At 43.1% G+C, this 17,406-nt stretch carries 16 protein-coding genes; 1 reads left to right on the top strand and 15 read right to left on the bottom strand.

What is annotated here, in order from left to right:
• Positions 1-521: 521 nt before the first annotated feature.
• The 11 genes from mnhG to EO92_RS12960 all read right to left on the bottom strand — a co-directional run bounded on the left by mnhG (position 522) and on the right by EO92_RS12960 (position 11,972).
• Entirely contained in the window at positions 522-872 is a 351-nt protein-coding gene (gene mnhG, locus EO92_RS13015) for a monovalent cation/H(+) antiporter subunit G (protein ID WP_048172181.1), read from the bottom strand.
• On the bottom strand, positions 872-1,147 hold the full coding sequence (locus EO92_RS13010; protein ID WP_048141799.1) for a cation:proton antiporter: 276 nt from the start codon (positions 1,145-1,147) through the stop codon (positions 872-874). Before EO92_RS13010 ends, mnhG begins: the two co-directional genes overlap by 1 nt.
• Positions 1,144-1,641 (bottom strand): Na+/H+ antiporter subunit E, encoded by a 498-nt coding sequence (locus tag EO92_RS13005; protein ID WP_048172179.1) that lies wholly within the window; start codon positions 1,639-1,641, stop codon positions 1,144-1,146. The genes EO92_RS13010 and EO92_RS13005 overlap by 4 nt, the downstream gene beginning before the upstream one ends.
• On the bottom strand, positions 1,638-3,206 hold the full coding sequence (locus EO92_RS13000; protein ID WP_048172178.1) for a proton-conducting transporter membrane subunit: 1,569 nt from the start codon (positions 3,204-3,206) through the stop codon (positions 1,638-1,640). Before EO92_RS13000 ends, EO92_RS13005 begins: the two co-directional genes overlap by 4 nt.
• Positions 3,203-3,628, bottom strand: a complete 426-nt coding sequence (locus tag EO92_RS12995) for an NADH-quinone oxidoreductase subunit K (protein ID WP_048132127.1) — start codon at positions 3,626-3,628, stop codon at positions 3,203-3,205. The genes EO92_RS13000 and EO92_RS12995 overlap by 4 nt, the downstream gene beginning before the upstream one ends.
• Positions 3,625-4,071 (bottom strand): monovalent cation/H+ antiporter subunit B, encoded by a 447-nt coding sequence (locus tag EO92_RS12990; RefSeq protein ID WP_048132125.1) that lies wholly within the window; start codon positions 4,069-4,071, stop codon positions 3,625-3,627. Before EO92_RS12990 ends, EO92_RS12995 begins: the two co-directional genes overlap by 4 nt.
• Positions 4,068-6,479: a hydrogen gas-evolving membrane-bound hydrogenase subunit E gene (mbhE, locus tag EO92_RS12985; protein ID WP_048172177.1), complete on the bottom strand. Its 2,412-nt coding sequence runs from the start codon at positions 6,477-6,479 to the stop codon at positions 4,068-4,070. Before mbhE ends, EO92_RS12990 begins: the two co-directional genes overlap by 4 nt.
• Before the next feature lie 1,344 nt (positions 6,480-7,823).
• Positions 7,824-8,321 (bottom strand): Hsp20/alpha crystallin family protein, encoded by a 498-nt coding sequence (locus EO92_RS12975; RefSeq protein ID WP_048132249.1) that lies wholly within the window; start codon positions 8,319-8,321, stop codon positions 7,824-7,826.
• 34 nt (positions 8,322-8,355) lie between these two features.
• Positions 8,356-8,880: an archaeal heat shock protein Hsp20 gene (gene hsp20, locus EO92_RS12970; protein ID WP_048132251.1), complete on the bottom strand. Its 525-nt coding sequence runs from the start codon at positions 8,878-8,880 to the stop codon at positions 8,356-8,358.
• Between the two features lie 138 nt (positions 8,881-9,018).
• Positions 9,019-11,283, bottom strand: coding sequence for a CDC48 family AAA ATPase (locus EO92_RS12965; RefSeq protein ID WP_048172171.1), 2,265 nt, complete (start codon positions 11,281-11,283; stop codon positions 9,019-9,021).
• Positions 11,280-11,972: an ArsR family transcriptional regulator gene (locus EO92_RS12960; RefSeq protein WP_048172169.1), complete on the bottom strand. Its 693-nt coding sequence runs from the start codon at positions 11,970-11,972 to the stop codon at positions 11,280-11,282. Before EO92_RS12960 ends, EO92_RS12965 begins: the two co-directional genes overlap by 4 nt.
• 538 nt (positions 11,973-12,510) lie before the next feature.
• Between EO92_RS12960 and EO92_RS12955 the strand changes: the two genes are divergently transcribed.
• Entirely contained in the window at positions 12,511-13,920 is a 1,410-nt protein-coding gene (locus EO92_RS12955; RefSeq protein WP_156165826.1) for a nitrous oxide reductase family maturation protein NosD, read from the top strand.
• Between the two features lie 73 nt (positions 13,921-13,993).
• On the opposite strand, the gene EO92_RS12950 is transcribed toward EO92_RS12955, so the two are convergent.
• The 4 genes from EO92_RS12950 to EO92_RS12935 form a co-directional block, all read right to left on the bottom strand.
• Positions 13,994-14,647: a hypothetical protein gene (locus EO92_RS12950; RefSeq protein ID WP_048132258.1), complete on the bottom strand. Its 654-nt coding sequence runs from the start codon at positions 14,645-14,647 to the stop codon at positions 13,994-13,996.
• A 15-nt stretch (positions 14,648-14,662) separates the two neighbouring features.
• Positions 14,663-15,421, bottom strand: coding sequence for a hypothetical protein (locus tag EO92_RS12945; protein WP_052734362.1), 759 nt, complete (start codon positions 15,419-15,421; stop codon positions 14,663-14,665).
• Between the two features lie 262 nt (positions 15,422-15,683).
• Positions 15,684-16,142, bottom strand: a complete 459-nt coding sequence (locus EO92_RS12940) for a Zn-ribbon domain-containing protein (RefSeq protein WP_048132260.1) — start codon at positions 16,140-16,142, stop codon at positions 15,684-15,686.
• Positions 16,143-16,574: 432 nt separating this feature from the next.
• Entirely contained in the window at positions 16,575-17,300 is a 726-nt protein-coding gene (locus EO92_RS12935) for a phosphoribosyltransferase (protein WP_048172166.1), read from the bottom strand.
• Positions 17,301-17,406: the final 106 nt, after the last annotated feature.

The following is a 17,406-nucleotide window of genomic DNA, read 5'->3' as shown; positions in this document are numbered from 1 at the left end:
GTAGAATCCTGTTCAGACCTCTTTTCAGACCCCGTTATGACCCGCTTTCAAGTTGCTTCCTAAAAAAGAGTCAAGATTCTGCGTATCTGACAAAGGAAGCCTTAATTTCACCGGGATTTACTGGTATATATAAATGAGATATGAAAATAGATAACATAACCGACTCTCTTTTTAGAAGGCAAAAAAAATTTTATTATTTGCAAAAAAACATTAGACTTTCAATTTCAAAATAAGCCTTTTTTACATCGAGGTTGATTTTCATCCTGCTGAAATAAACTCGTTCCCTCAAATTTGAAGCCGCATAATTTTTTACAGATAATTATATGGGAAAAACAAAAAAGAATCTGAAAACAGGAATTCTATTGAATAAAAAACCGAATCAGAACTGGATAAAAAAGAAGCAGAAACCTGATCTAATAGTTACAAATCGGAAAAATAAAAACCCGATAAAAAACAAAAGGATGAATGTGTTTGGGAAACACACTCATTTCATCTTTATTTTCTTCTCTCTTATTTCATCTTTATTTTTTTCTCTTTCCTGCGTATTCATCCAAGCAAGTGCCTTCGCAGCATTTTACTCCCATCCTGTAGGCCGCCCGGGCGATCATGTGCCCGGAGATCGGGTTGGTAAGGAGGATGAAAAGCGCGACGGTAAGAGCTTTAATACCCATCGGGGAGGCACCCTCCTGAATAATAATGCTCGTGAGAACCCCGAAAGCTCCCAGGGTGCCGACCTTGGTAGTTGCATGCAACCTGTTATAGACATCAGGCAGGCGAAGGAGACCAATCATACCCAGAGAGAGGAAAAAGATCCCTATAAGCAGACTGAGGATACTTAGAATATCTGCAACAAGTGCCAATTCGCCAGCCATTAGAGCACCTCCCCTTTATCAAGGTATTTTGCCACTATAACCGTTCCTACGAAGGAAATGATTGCAAGAAGCATGGCTACGTCCATCAGGAAGATCGAACTTGCCTGATAAGCGTAAAGCGCGAAAATAACACACAGAGCATTACCCATGGCATCTTCTGCCGCAATCCTGTCAGCAAGGGTCGGACCGTACAGCACTCTGTAAATACAGGGAGCTGTTGCGACGACCATCACGATCAACGCCAGGAAATCTGCCTGTTCCAGTGAGATAATCATTCGAATGCCTCCAGCACATATTTTTCAAGATCATCCCTGATGGAATCACGAACTCCCTGCGGATCGGTTGCATCGATTGAATGGACATAAAGAATGGATTGGTCATCCGAAATGTCCACGGTCAGGGTTCCTGGAGTCAACGTGATAGTGTTTGCAATCCCGGTGATGCCTATATTGGTCTTGGTCCTTATAGGAACCGCGATAATTCCGGGCTTGATGTTGATTGTGGGGCTGAGAACAATCTTTGCGACAACAATGTTGGCTTTTATAATCTCCTTAATCAGCACATAAAAGTACTTGATTTTCTTAGGAATCTTTGCCAGCCAATCCCCTGTTGGGTGTACCACTTCATCCAGCCTGTACAGTTTGCTGAAAGGCTCTACAACTATCATTCCGAAGATGAGGCCAAGAAACAGACTGCCGATGGTTACATACCCACTGACCAGACACCAGACGACCGGGAGTGCCATGTAAGTAATCAAACGACGCTTCATCTAATCACCCTCAATAATACTGCATCAATATACGGCTGCGGATCAGTGATCTGCATCGCTATGGTCTGTGCAATTTCAAGGATCGGGTTGCCAAATATTCCGAGAATGAACACAAGAGCTGCCAGCAGCATGATCGGACCTACAATCAACATGGACAGTTTGTGGTGGGAATAATCCCCGTACTGCGGGTCTCTCTCTCCCCAGAAAATAAGCATCCAGCCTCTGAACATATAGAACAGAGTAAAGAATGCAAATAATAACGCAATAGCTATAGGGAGATAGAATGCCGATCTGAGTCCTGCATCGAAGAGGGAGAACTTACCAATAAATCCGCCCATCGGGGGTACTCCACCAATGGACATGGCTCCTACAAGGAAGGAGAAAGCCATTAAGGGATTGCTGTTGATCATGCCTCCCATCTTACGCATGTCCCTGGTTTCCGCATGGTGAATAATTCCACCCGAAGTAAGGAACAACATGCTCTTGGCAATGGCGTGGTTTACCAGGTAGACAAAAGATGCCGCAACGATTAAAGTCCCACCTGCAATTTCACCTGCTTCAAGTGCAATCGCTCCCATTCCAAAACCCAGGAAAACATATCCTATCTGGGATACACTGGAGTAAGCTAGCAAACGTTTGACATCGTTCTGTCCTATTGCAGCTGTGGCTCCAAGTCCTATAGTGACGAGAGCGAGCAGTAGAATGATCGGTCCGTACACTCCTTTGAGAGGTGCAAAGATAACAAAGAGGACCCTGAGTATACCATAGGCTCCGATCTTGATAATCACACCACTGAGCATCGCACTGATTGGGGACGGAGCTGTGGGGTGAACATCCGGAAGCCAGTAGTGCAGAGGAAAGACTGCTGCTTTTCCAGCGAATACGATAATGAAAAGCAGACCAATAGCGTACATGTGCCAGGGCATTGTACCTGCATCGGCAAGAATCCTGACCTTAAGTGCAATGTCAGCCATGTTCAGAGAACCAACGGATGCGTACAGAGAAGTGACTGCAAGCAGCATCGCGTTTGAACCGAGCATGTTCAGTACAATGTACTTCATGGTAGCTTCCATCTTATCCGAGATCTTCGTAACCTTTGAGGTTTCGTTTGCAACGATCAAAGCTCCTGAAGAGAGCAGCATGATCTCGAAGAAGACAAACAGGTTGAAAATATCGCCTGTCAGGAAGATTCCGTTGATACCTGCAAGCATCAGGTTGTACAGGGAATGATAGGTCAGGTTCAGGGATTTACTCTCTATATAATCGTAGGAATAAATCAGACCCATACAGCCTATAAGGCAACTCAGGACAACCATACTTGAGCTCAAAAGATCGGCTACAAGCACGATTCCGTACTTTCCGAACTCACCTACCTCATATACTATTATTCCATCGTTCCAGACCGTATAGATAAGCAGCCCGCTTAAAGCCAGTAAGCCGATGCTCACTACTATATCAAGAGCTTTCTGGAATCCAGGGTAATTCTTGCTGAGGATAGTAAGAGGGGCCATTAGCAAAGGTATGGCGATCAGGAACATGGGCAGATGCTGCATTAAGAAGCTCATCCCCACAACCTCCTGAGTTCCCCTACATCAACAGTACCATATTCTTCATTAATGCGGTACGCAAGGGTCAATATGAAAGCAGTGGTTGCAAGCCCGATCACAATTGCCGTGAGCACAAGAGCCTGCACAAGAGGGTCCACGAATGCTGTATACGGATTGGTTGTTATTGGCCCGATTATTCCAGCTGCCAGGTTATCGTTATAGATAAGGCCCTGGTTAAGGCCCTCAACAGCTTGATGGTGCTCCAGAATCGGTACAAGCGTACCGTCACTGAAGACTCCGCCGGCAACTATGTAAAGGTTTATAGAGTGGGATATGATCCCGAAACCGATGATGACTTTCATCATATCCCTGCGGAAAATCAGGAAAGTTCCTATTCCAAAGAGCAGGGAAATGGTAAGTGCGAGAAGAGTGTTATTCATTTTCCACCCTCCGAAGCTTTGTCAGTTCCTACTTTAGTCACAATAAATAGCAGTCCTCCGACCACTACAAAGTACACACCAAGGTCAAAGAACATGGAAGAAACCAGTTCAATCTCACCAAGGTGAATGCCTCCTACTACTACAGGAATGAAATCAAAGGCACTTCTGAAGTAGTTGTGGCCTGCAAATAAAGGAGACCATGCCGTAATACTTGCAAACAGGAGCCCATAGCCAAACCATGTGTGCCAGTCGGGGTTCCAGATTTTCTTGATGTCATCGAAGCCGTATGCCACGTAGATAAGTCCGATTCCACAAGCACACAGCACACCACCAATGAAACCGCCGCCTGGCCTGTTTCCACCAATCAACAAAAGATCGATAGAGTACAGCATGTCCACCATCAGGCAGATCTTTGCAATCGTTTTGGTAATTACCGTGGTCACTCTTCTTCACCTCCCTCAGCTTTTCCTGCTCTGCTCAGGATCAGGTTATAGACACCAAGAGCTGCAAGGGAAAGAACCGAAATTTCTCCAATGGTATCATACCCTCTGAAGTCCACGACTATCACGTTGACAACGTTAAGCCCACCTGTCATTTGCAGGCTTTTGTCCATGAAGTAGTGAGAGAAGGACTCAAACGGTGCAAGCATTCCGGCGTTTGCGTTTACCATTAAGGCAAAAACTGCAAATGTAACCACTGCCGAGATTGCGAAATTCACCATAACCTTACCCGCTGGCATAGGTTCCTTGAATTTCTGAGGAATCTTAATGATTGCCAGGATGAAGATAATGGTTGACAGCGTTTCCACACAGACCTGTGTCATTGCAAGGTCAGGAGCCTTCAGGTACATGTAAAGCAGGGATACCAGGAAACCCAGAGCCGAGAGAGACAGGACCGCAGGCAGATATTTGGGGATTATCGCAGCACCAAGCGCTGCCACAATCATCAGAGCATAAAGCACGATCTCATAAGGCTGTGAATTGAAGTTCAGTCCTTCAGGGAAGATGCTTCCCAGACTTATACCCTGGGTGTACACTGGCCACAGGATCAGGAAGATCATGAAAAGCATTGCAGCTTTGATATAACCTCCGATAGGTCCTGGCTGGGTAACTGCTCCGAACTTGGCGGCTATACCCTTTGCATTGTTTACTGTTGCATCATACCAGTAGTTCACGCTGATCCAGGGGAGCTTGGCATTGAAACTGTTCTGCCAGGCAGCAATTGAGTCATAGAACTTGTAGAGTACAAGACCGATGGCAAAAGTTGCTATCGTCATCAAAAGCGGCGTGGTAATCCCATGCCAGAGCTTGATGTGCAGAGTATCAGCATGCGGGACAAGTCCACTGTAGGCAGGCTGGATCAGATAATCAACCGGGAACTTGGGGTAGAGCCCGAAGAAGATGATCAGACCTGCAAGGAAGACTGCCGGAGCCAGCATAACCCAGGGGGCATCGTGAATGTGGTGAGGGACATCGTGGTCGTGTGTCCTCTCTCCGAGGAAGATCCCGTCTATCAGTTTGATAGAGTACATCAGGGTGAACACACCACCGGCCACTGCAACAGCGGGGAAGATAATAGCCCACGGACCTCCATAAGTTTCTGAAACCAGTGCTCCGATTTCAAGGGATGTTTCATAGAACATTTCCTTGCTCAGGAACCCGTTGAGGGGAGGGACACCTGCCATCGAAGCTGCTGCGATCACCGCAACTATGAACGTTTTTGGCATCTCCTTACGCAAACCACCCAGTTTTCTGATATCTCGGGTTGTCGCCTCGTGAGCCACGATACCTGCCACCAGGAAGAGGGTAGCCTTAAAGGTGGAGTGGTTCAGCAGGTGGAAGGTTGCTGCAGCAAAACCCAGTCCCGGATGTTCAGCCGTACTGTAACCATACATGGTCATCAGGTAGGCCAGCTGGCTGATTGTCGAGTAAGCCAGGATGGCTTTGATATCGGTCTGTCGGAAAGCCAGGAAGCCCGCCATAACCATGGTGAACATCCCTGTTCCTGAAACCAGGATCAGCCATTCGGGGGTTCCCGAAAGGATAGGGTGCATCCTTGCAACCAGATAGACACCAGCCTTGACCATTGTAGCCGAGTGCAGGAAGGCGCTCACAGGGGTCGGAGCTTCCATAGCATTGGGTAGCCATATATAGAATGGGCCCTGTGCAGATTTGGAAGCAGCTCCAATGAAGATCAGAACCAGGACTGCAACATAAAACGGACTTCCGTGTAATGTTGAAAGGAGTTCTGAACTCTGAGCGACTTCAGAGATACCATAGGTGCCTGTAACAACCCTGAGCATCAGGAAGCCTGCGAACATGACAAGTCCGCCACCGGCAGTTATCAGAAAGGCTTTGGTTGCGCCGTATACGGATTCTGGTCTTTCTCTCCAGTATCCGATAAGCATAAAAGATGTTATACTAGTCAGTTCCCAGAAAATAAACATCTGGATAGTATTATCTGTATAGGCAATGCCCAGCATTGCACCCATAAAGAGTAAGAGCCACTGGTAGTACCTTGGCAGGTCTTCCTTTGTGGACATATAACCGTTTGAATAGGACATGATGATAACACCAACGCCTGAAACGATTAATGCCAGGAGAACGGCCATGCCGTCTCCGTAAAAGTCTAAGGATAGACCAGCTGCCGGTAACCAGTCCCACGAACCCTTAACAGGAGTGCCTGCCATAGCGTACGGGATTACCTGGGCGTTCAACACAAAACACGTAAATGCGATAAGTGCCGAAATCCAGCCAATCCTCTGTTTGAATACTCTATATAATACAGGTAATGTCCATGCAAGTATAAATGGTAAAAAGACAGCTATTACTATTGCATTAAATGGATCCATGAATCATCAACCCAACCTCTGTAGTTTTTTGGTTATTTAATAGTGAACACTAGTCAGGTTCAAAAGTTTCAATCCAGAATTCAATCCACATAGAAAATAAAGATATAATGTAATCTTATATTTTCCTCGCGTATACTCTTTTGTCATATAGTAAAAATGTTTCGGTTTTTACTGGATGCATCTTCAGCATCAAGCAAACTATTTTGCGTCAAAATTGCGCGCTAAATCTTGCCAAATTGTTCCCTGATTACAGCAAATACCTCCCTTTCAAAACTGCAGATTTTTACGTAATTGAAATTACATCCCACTTTTCTCATTGAAATTTTAGCTTTTCTCAGTTCTTAACGCTACCGATTTTATCATAATAGGGGTTTAATGGAACGATGTACAATAATCCAAATCAGAACTAAATAAATATAAAGGTATAAAACCGATAGCATCTGGTTTACTAATTTCCATGTGGATTCTCAAATATTTGAATATTTCCAAAAAACACTATCAAGAAAAGAGCAATTTCGAGGAAAAAAAATATGAAAATAAAGGTCAGAAGAAAAAAATTTCATTTTGGAGTAGCAATTTAATCAGAATAATTAATGAAATTAGTTAATAAGTAACCCCCTTTATCAGTATAATTTATTTAGCTCACTAAAACTGTGAATCAGTAAATCTAATTTGAGAAAGCAATAGAGAATGATTCAGTAGCAGGTTCAGTGAAATTAAGTCAGTTTTAAAATATATATGAGTATATATCAAAAAATTGAAACTTACGTATAAAATGAATCAAATAGATAAAAAAGAGAAATATGTGCATTGAAAGTAAAAAAAATCTAAATAGAAAGAAACTCGAACGAAAGTATTTTGTCAAAAAAAAGAAACAGCGGGCAAAAAAAGGTCACAAAAAGGAAAAGAGTATATCTAACATAATTATTCGAAACCTTCTGGTTTTGAAACGGTCAGAGAAATGTTCTAGAAATGTGTTAAGGAATGGATTCTCGATAAAAGAATAAAAATTAAAAAATATACAGGGCATACTTAAAAAATTTCAAGAGCATTGCAAAAGGACGGATAATTTAAAAACTGCCCATGCTAAGTTAAAAAGGTACAGCAAACTAAACACAAAGATCCGTAAAACGCCAGTAAATACGAGCCTGATGAGAAAAAAGGTTCAGAATTATTTTCTCTTCTATAATATGAGAAAAAAGGTTCAGAATTATTTTCTCTTCTATAATAAGAGAAGAAAAATAATAATTCTTCTATATGCTGATTCTATACTCAACATATTTATCAGGGTTCAGGCTTTTGTTTCCTGTCCTTCGCCCTGAAACGGTCCTCTGTCTTTTCGAATTAATTGATCTCTATTGCTACAGGACTTTCCTCGGGGCAGCGCCTGAAGGTAACCTCAAGCACTCCATTTTTGTAACTTGCTTTTGCACTCTTCGGATCCACAAGGACAGGGAGTTCCACATCTTCCGAATATTCAGAAAGCCCAATGACTTTAATTTCAAGGTGCTGAGCGGTAGCGTGCAGCAGGAGATCTTTCTTTTCAACCTCCGGAAATTCTGCAAGTACGTGCACCATGTCCTCGTTTTCAAATATATCAATTAAAGGTTCTTTTGTTTCTGAGGCAAAGAAGTTCTCTTCTTTTTGAGAGTATTCCGGAACGTTTCCAAATTCCCGGAGTTCAGTATCTTCCCCCGGGCGATGAATGATAGAAAATCCGTAAACAAAGGGAACGGACTCTCCCATTTCTTCCAGGAGGGCTTCGATCATCTCTTCCAGGTTGTCAAAAAGTTCAGACCCAAAATCTTCAAAGAAATCCTTTCTTTTTCTTATGCCCACCATTATTACCTCTGATTTTCCTCTCGCTCCCGAAAAATCACTCTATATCGATTGAAGTTCGGGAACTGGACTCCAGCCGGTTAAAGGTAACTTCCAGCACACCATTTTTATATGTGGCTTTAGCACTCTGGGGGTCCACCTTTACGGGCAGTTCCACACGTTCGGAGTATTTTGGATTCCCATCTAATGTTTCGATGTCAAGTATTAAATCAGTTGCGTTCAGTTGAATGTTTTCTTTCTCGATGCCCGGCATCTCGGCAACCACGTGGACTTTTTCCTCGGATTCCAGTACATCAATAAGGGGTTTTCTTATGTCAAGATAGCGTTTTTCTCCGGTTTCCATCTGTTCAAACATAGGGATATTCCCAAATTCCCGGATTTCAGGCTCTTCCCCTGCCCGCTGGGTTACGGAAAAACCGTAAACAAAAGGGTGCTGCCCGAAGTTATCCATACTCATGCCCATAGCCCTGCTAAGGCGCTCGAACATTTCGTCCATGTCCTTAAGGGGATCAATTCCGAATATTTCATCGAAAAAACTTCTTTTTCTCCTGTCTCTGTCCATCTCATCACATCATTATTAAGTTATGCGTCTTGAGTTTCTTAAGTGAGTATTACCCAAATCAGTAAGGTTATTAATTGAAATGGTTATTTTCCACTAAAATTAAAAAGACCGGTATTAACCGGTATGTCAGGCAAAGCCTCATTCGGACTGCGGAAAACTCGGAACTTCTGTTCCCTCGCTTTCCTTTTCCTGTTCTTTTGCTTCGGAAGATTCTTCCTCAAACTCAGTTGCATACCTGGAAAAGAGTTCGGCACTCTTCTCATACGCACTCAGGTTTTCTCTGGATCTTGTAGGCTTTACACGGCAGATTGCTTTTTCAAAGTGTTTTTTGGAAAGCCTAACGTCCCCTATCTTCTCCTGGATGTCCTTTCGGTTGATACCCGGGGCAACTATTTCCCTGAGGGCGAGCATTGCTGCTTCCCTGCAGACTCCTTCGATATCCGCACCCACATATCCCTCGGTCAGATCAGCAAGTTCTGAGAGGTTTACGTCTTCTGCAAGAGGTTTTTCTTTTGTGTGGATCTCAAAGATTTTCTCCCTACCTTTTTTTTCGGGCGGCTTGATGTAAATGAGCCTGTCAAAACGGCCAGGTCTGAGGAGAGCAGGGTCTACCATATCCGGCCGGTTTGTAGCAGCAACTATGATAACGTCCTTGAGTTCCTCTACCCCGTCAAGTTCTGTAAGGATCTGGCTTACCACTCTTTCGGAGACGTGGGTATCGGAAACAGAGCTTCTTTCCGGAGCAATGGAGTCAATCTCATCAAAGAAAATTACAGTCGGAGCAGACTGCTTTGCTTTTCGGAATGTTTCCCTGATTGCACGCTCGGATTCACCCACATATTTACTGAGCAGTTCGGGGCCTTTTATACTTATAAAGTTGGCTTCACTCTCGCTTGCAACAGCTTTTGCGAGCAAAGTCTTGCCTGTCCCCGGAGGCCCGAAAAGCAGTACACCTCTCGGAGGCTTTATACTGACAGCCCTGAACATTTCGGGATACTTAAGGGGCCATTCCACAGACTCGATAAGTTCCTGTTTTGCTTTCTCAAGGCCGCCTATATCATCCCAGCCCACATGCAGAACTTCAACGTAGACTTCTCGCATGGCCGAAGGCTCGATGTTCTTCAGGGCTTCCCTAAAGTCCTCCTTCGTAACCACCAGGTTGTCAATGATTTCCTGTGGGATCTCCTCTTCGATATTGATTTCAGGAGTGATCCTTCTAAGGGCGTGCATCGCAGCTTCCTTGCAGAGAGAGGACAGGTCCGCTCCCACAAAACCATGAGTCACATCTGCAATTTCACCAAGGTTCACTTCATCTTCAAGAGGCATCCCTCTGGTGTGGATCAGGAGAATCTGCTTTCTGCCGTTCCGGTCAGGAACTCCAATTTCAATTTCCCGGTCAAACCTTCCGCCGCGGCGGAGAGCTTCATCAATGGAATTCGGGCGGTTTGTGGCAGCTATGACCACAACTTCCCCCCTGGACTTGAGCCCGTCCATCAGGGAGAGCAACTGAGCAACTACTCTTCGTTCCATTTCTCCGGTGACTTCACTGCGTTTGGGAGCAATGGAATCAATTTCGTCTATGAAGATAATAGAAGGTGCATCCTTCTCGGCCTCTTCGAAGATCTCACGGAGCTTTTGTTCACTTTCCCCATAATATTTGGAAACGATTTCAGGACCGCTTATGGTAATGAAATTGGCATCAGTTTCACTTGCGACTGCCTTTGCAATCATGGTCTTTCCCGTTCCGGGGGCCCCATGAAGAAGAACCCCTTTAGGAGGCTCGATTCCCAGCTTCTGGAAGAGTTCAGGGTGCCTCATTGGCAGCTCAATCATTTCCCTGACAAGCTGGATTTCCCGCCTGAGCCCTCCGATATCCTCGTATGAGATGCCTTCCGGAGCCTTGATTTCCTCAAATGATTTTTCCTTGATAACAATTTCAGTGTCTTTAGTGACAACAACCGGTCCTGCGGGTCTTGTAGATGCTACAATGAAAGTAAGGGGGTTATTTACAGTTTCAACCCTGATCTGCTGACCTTTGTTCAGAGGTCTGCCCTCAATTATTCTCAGGATGTAATGGGCACCGCCCACAAGCCTGACAGGCTGGGATGGAGCAAGTGTGACCCTTTGCGCATGCTTTGCCTGGATCTTCTGGATCGTAACTCTGTCATCAATTCCAACCTTTGCATTGCTGCGCAGGTTTCCGTCTATTCTGATCCTGTTCTCCTGACCGCGCTCGACGTTAGGCCAGACAATTGCATAAGTCCTGGATTTACCTGAGATTTCAATTATATCTCCGCTCACAAGATCCATTTGCTGCATCAGAAGGATATCGATTCTTGCAATTCCCCTGCCCACATCTTTATGATACGCCTCAGCTACTCTCAGATTCATTTCTTCAGTCATTTATTTTCAACCCCGGTCTCACATACTTTCCAGTACTGCTGGTTATTTTTAATCGTATATTCAACAAAACCCCTTTCTGCAAGGTCCGTAAGGTTAGACATTATAATGCTAGGGTGAAGACGCAGGTTATAGCAGAGGACAGCCGATGTAGCCTCATTTTTCAGAAGCTCGAACAGGAGCTCACATTCTACAGGGTTTCTGGCAACCTCTTCAATTGAGTCCAGGCATCTGTCCATCAGTTCCGTATATTCAACCTGTAGATGTTTCTGCATTTGCACAAGCTCTTCCTGCCTTGCTTTAAGTTCCCGAAGCTTGTCGCTCAGTTTCAGAAAGAAGCAGGATGATTCATCTCTAGCAACAGTTTCATTCTTCTCGACAGCAGATCTTTCCCCCTTATTCTCCCTGTCAAAATGAATGTCCTGAAGAGACATTGTATATGCATAAGGTGATACGGAAACCTCAAGCCTCATGTTATTTGCAATATTGAAGTACTTGCGCCTCTGCTCATCCACACTGAACTCGATCAGCCCTGCCTGTTCTAACAGGCTCAGATGACTGATAATCGCCTTTGGTCCTACCCCCAGCCTGCCTGAAATTTCACTGACATAGCAGGGGCGGTTTGCAAGAAGCTGAATTATCTTCCTGCGGTTTTCATTCCCCAGGATGTCAAGTAATTTTGCCGGGTCCATGTTTTTCCCTCTTGTGATTCCTGAAATGTTATGATGTATTCCAGCAACGAATGCCAAAGCAACAGGTTCTGGCTTTTAAATTATTCTGCGTCTTTCTGATAAATGATTATGATGTTTATGAGGTATAATCATTACAGCCATCACACCTTTAACAACGATTTTCGGCTACGTTCCTGCAGTGCTTTTTTTTCCTTGCCCGTTTTTCAGTTGCATTCCTGTATACGTTGATCCCCGGGCTCGGAGATTGAGTAAATTCCCCAAAGTAGAATTTTACTGAAAACCCCCTTTAAGGGAGATCTTATCTTAATAATGAATTTGAACTAACCGTGAAGTAGTAATGATTAGTTAGTAACCTTTAGTTAGCATGCATAGTATATAGATGTTATTGAGACCCGCGCTTTGTATGAAAATCGCTAAAAAGAAGATAGAAAAAAACTGCGAAGAGCAAAAAACCACAATAAACAAATAACATAAGAAACTTATTTTGACTGAAAAAGGGAGCTTGGTTGGAAGGATTCTGTTGTATCTAAACCGGAATGTGAAAATCAAAATTTGCATCTTCATCGGACTCATTTTTCTGTTATTGACAGGCCCAGCATCAGCAGATACCATTGCAGTGGACAACGGTGGGGAAGGGGATTACAAATCAATACAGAAAGCAATAAATAATGCAAATCCAGGAGACACAGTTCTCGTTTATCCCGGCACTTACAAAGAGAATATTGTCGTCGACAGGGAATTAAGAATCATATCAAAATCCGGAAATCCGGAAGATACCATCGTCCTGGCTGCCACTCAAAAAGAGCATGTTTTCAAAGTTGCTTCGGATAATGTGACAATTAGAGGATTTAAAATAAAAGATGCCTCGGGAGTTCCGGGGAACTATAAATATGGGATTTATCTTGACGGGACAAAGAACTGCATAATTGATAGCAACTACATCTCAAACAACAGGGAAGGTATTCTTTTAATTGATTCCAGCAACAACACCCTTATTAACAACAAGCTTCCGAAGAACAACGACGCTGGCATTATACTCAGCTCTTCGGACCACAACACGGTCAGGAGCAATCATGCGTCAGGCAATATCGCAGGAATTTTAATAATTTATTCTTCCGCCAATAACACGATAGACGGAAATACAGTCTCTGAAAACACAATAGGCATTGAAATCCAGGGAAATAACAACACCATAAGGAACAATACCATACTGGATAATGAGAAATGCGGAATAGGCATTGAATCTTCTGCTGACAATGCAATAAGCAATAACAAAGTAAACTTGAACAAAAGAAACGGCATCTTGATTGGATTTTCGAAGAACAACGCCCTGAAAAACAACACTATAAACTTTAATGGCATGGATGGTATCTTTTTACTTTACTCTAATAATAACACAGTGGACGGCAATAATGCTTCGAATAACGTAAACCACGGGATTGGCCTGATGGACTGTGACTATAATATTCTCAATAACAACTTCGTGAACCGGAATAATGCAAACGGCATTCATCTCTGGAATGAGGGAACTGAAATTGATGATGATGCTATTTTTGAATGGGGAGGGTCAGGTGACAATATCCTGAGCAACAACACCGCTTCAAATAACACGGCTTACGGCATCTACATCGGCATTTCAAGTGACAACAATATGCTGAAGAATAATTCGATATACTCAAACGGAAAATACGGAATTTTTCTTGCGGAAGCAAGCCGCAATAATGAGCTTGAAGATAATAGTATAGATTCAAACCAGGTGGGAAAGGTTCTGGTCAGTTCCGATGATACTCTTATTGGCTCCAGTGAACTCAGCACACCCGAAGGCAGTTCACAGGAAATGGGGAAAGAGCCGGGGACGCGGTTAAGAGAGATGCCATTCATCGGTTGCTTTATGACAATAGCCACTGTTGGTATGGCATCAATCATCATGAAAAGAAAACAGGGATAAGATACCTGATCTGGAAAAGCAGGATAAATGGCTATAAGGTATGAGATACCGGGCAACATTTATTACCCGGTCGTTAAAATGCCTTAATCATCAAAACTTCATCCCCGTAATTTGAGGTTTCAGCCGTGACTTTCCAGGTCGGGTAATATGTAGTTTGCCCGTCATATCTGTAGGGATAAGTGTCAAAACCGTTGAAATAAACAAATTTGACATCTGTGATCCTGATCCTTCCCAGTGAAAACATCGGCAGATTACCCTTCTGAGTGACGAAGTTTCTGTTTCTTACCTGCTGGATTATGTATTTACCGGAGTCATTGAAACCCATTGTTTGAAAACTGGCTATTTGTATGGATTCCAGATCAGTAGCACTATCGGTTAAGTTAAACCTGCTTTCCGCAATCTCATTATTCGTGACGAGGAAATAGATTTCCCCGGTAGATCTGTTATTATAAGACTCGCTGGAGCTAATAAAACTGACATTCAGGGTGCTTGAGGAAGATTTCCCCTGATACACCGGAAGCTGATTTACAGGTATTGAAGGAATTTCAGTGTCAAGGGTTACTCTTTGATTTGTAAGAGTGTTCCATATCTGTACAGTCCTTCTGTAAGGCGTATCCTCTTTCATAGGAGGATAATAATTAAAAGTCTCATAGAATAGAGGAAGAGCACAGTATAATACTGCCATGCCAATGATGATTGCAATTACACTTTTTGCTTTTTCCTGCATATGTATTAAACCTCCTCAGGCAGATTCAATCCCGGTTGCCATCGGAGATTCCGGGTGGTCTATTAGGTCGATATGCAGTATTTTAGATGAGCCGGGCGCTATTTCTTCGAATATGCAGTCTTCATCGACCATACATTTTTCAATCTCAGAAAAACTTCCTGCTGAACCAGAGATAAAAATGAGCCTGATGGGATTCAACGAGTGTATGAGCCTCTCATGATCTTGTTTCCAGTCAATTATAAATACAGAATGAACAGTTTTCCCATTATATTGCTCAGAGGTGACTGCAATATTATACATCAGGTCTTCAAACTCTATGGAACCGCTAAATAGCTCACCGTATACATAGAAAGTTGCCTTACTTTGAGGGATTCCTTTAACATACCCCGAATAACGATATGAATTCCCTCCGTTAAGTCTGGAAATCTCCTCGATTTTTACTTCAAAATCTCTCTCCAATAACCTGAGATTAACATCCCCATTTGCAGCGGCATTCTCGAATTCCTGAACATCTATTGTAACAGTTTCAAACCCATCCCAGTGTCCCTGGAACTCAAGCGAACTATCCTGAATCTCGATCTTCTGAACGATATTGTCTCCAGGGATTCCTGAAAATTCCTTGAAGGAGCTTTCATTAAAAACAATTTCATCAAGCTGCGTTCCAGAATATTCAGAAGTTTTAGCTTTGCTATTGTCATCAGCTAAAACCAGAAATACTGAAAAAGCAGCCAGAGTAAGGAAGGCTGTAAGTACTATTGTACTACTTAATTTCATTCGAATCCCCCAACTTGGAGATAATAAATAACAAACACTCCAACCAAGAATAGATCTGCGCTCTTCCTAGAAGAACTTTGTTCTTTTAGTTCATACTTTTGTACATTGGCACTATGACGCCAATAAAAGAAATAAAAACACTTCAGGACAAGAGAAATAAGTATAAAAAGTGAGACTGAAAAGATCGAGCATTAAAGAACGTGAAAAAGTTTTGAAGATGAGATTAAAATGGAAAGGTTGACAAAAAAGAAAATGATCAGAATTATCTATGCTTTTTTGCTTTTGATTTATCTTTTTGTCTTTCCTTCTGCTGGTTAAAAACAGAGGGCAGGTGGAGGGCATATGAACCTTCTTCCCTGATTGCCATAACAAGTTCTTTTCGCTCTAAAAGGGAATCCAGATTAAGTTCATAAGAGCCAGGCCCGAGAATCCTGACAGATTCCACCCTCTCTTCCTCAGTTTTGTTTTCATTTTCGGACTGCTGCCCCCTGTCTATTTCTCCAGATGCAAGGGCCTCATCAATATTCCTGACAGCCTCGTCCAGAGAGGCTTCCAGATCCAATTTTTGTTCTTCCAGAGCGGGCCTTCCCTGGTTTTCCAAACCTTCTGGTTCTATTTTCACATAGAGGAACTTATTCCAGCCGCAGCTCGGGCAGCCGCTGAGGATTACAGAATCCCCGTCTTCAAAAATGGTTCCGCATCTGGTACATCTATGGGGCATGAGTTCACCGGTAATCAATAATATGAACTTAATTGCTGCAAGTCTTATAACCGTACAGTAAATAGCTTACTTGGTACATGTCTTAGGTACATGTCTTAAATTTATATTAAATGAGTGACTTAAATGGGTGCCTTAACGAAATATGAGATTTACTCTTTATACGAGATTGGCACTTATATCAGTATACCTTAAATGGTCTCTTGAATAAATACCTTTAATAAATATGTATATTTGTATTTACGACTTTTTTAGTAGTAGTTTTAAACGAAAGATTTGCTTTTGAAAAGGGGGGCGTTTTACCCTTACCGGCTGCAAACCTCCTTTTTTCAGTAGAAGGCATAATTCTTAGTTTTCCTGGTATCTAATGTAAGCCATTAATATGCAAATTGATGATACCCAAACTAACTATGCACAAACAAATAGTAGACCTTTTTATAGAAGTTTCCAGTACTCCTTCCCATCAATAACCTCAGAACTGGTTCTATGGATTCGAACCATTTCTTCCAGAACTTCCGGAAGCCTGCCAGGTTGAGTGATTTCAAAAACTACGGGGTCAAGGGCATGGTTTACGTAGAGGCTGTGTTTAAGCTCTTCAAGACTCCAGAGTTTTTGAGGATTTTTTCTCATGCTTTTTGCCAGAATACTTATCATGTCTTCCATAAAATTCCAGGGATAGACAATCCAGGCCCAGTCTTCAAGCCGCTCCCCTACATAATCAGGCTCGATTTTCGAGCTTCCCAGGTATTGTAAGGAAGCGGTTCGGACCTCTTTTGGGTTCCTGCATTCTACGTAAGCCTTAGCACTGATCATACTTTCCCCGGTATCTACAATGTCATCTACGATAAGCACTTTTTTGCCTTCCATTACATTGTTTGAGAGGGGGTACCGTATATAGGGTTCACCAGTGTCAATAGCTGCAGTCCCGATGTAGTGCTCGATTTTCAGACTGGACAGGTCATCAAGCCCCAGGAAATCACACAGCACACGTCCTGCAAACCAGCCTCCTCTGGCAAGCGCGATAATGACGTCCGGCTCATACCCCGAACTTTTGATTTCTCTTGAAATGTTTCGGCACAGGTTGTAAATGTAATCCCAGTTAGTAAGCACACATCTAAACGATTCTATGTAAAACCCTCCCGGATCCGGAACCCGGTACATTGTAAGGAAATTTACTGATCAAGGAGCACTTGTTTCCAGACTCTACCTTCGAGATTATATAATTCAGACCATAGACTTTAAGTTTTCTTATCTTGTTAAAAAAATA

This window comes from Methanosarcina sp. 2.H.A.1B.4, from assembly GCF_000979385.1.
GTDB lineage: Archaea > Halobacteriota > Methanosarcinia > Methanosarcinales > Methanosarcinaceae > Methanosarcina.
Note: the sequence above shows the minus strand (reverse complement) of the source record. Positions and strands in the feature narration are given on the sequence as shown.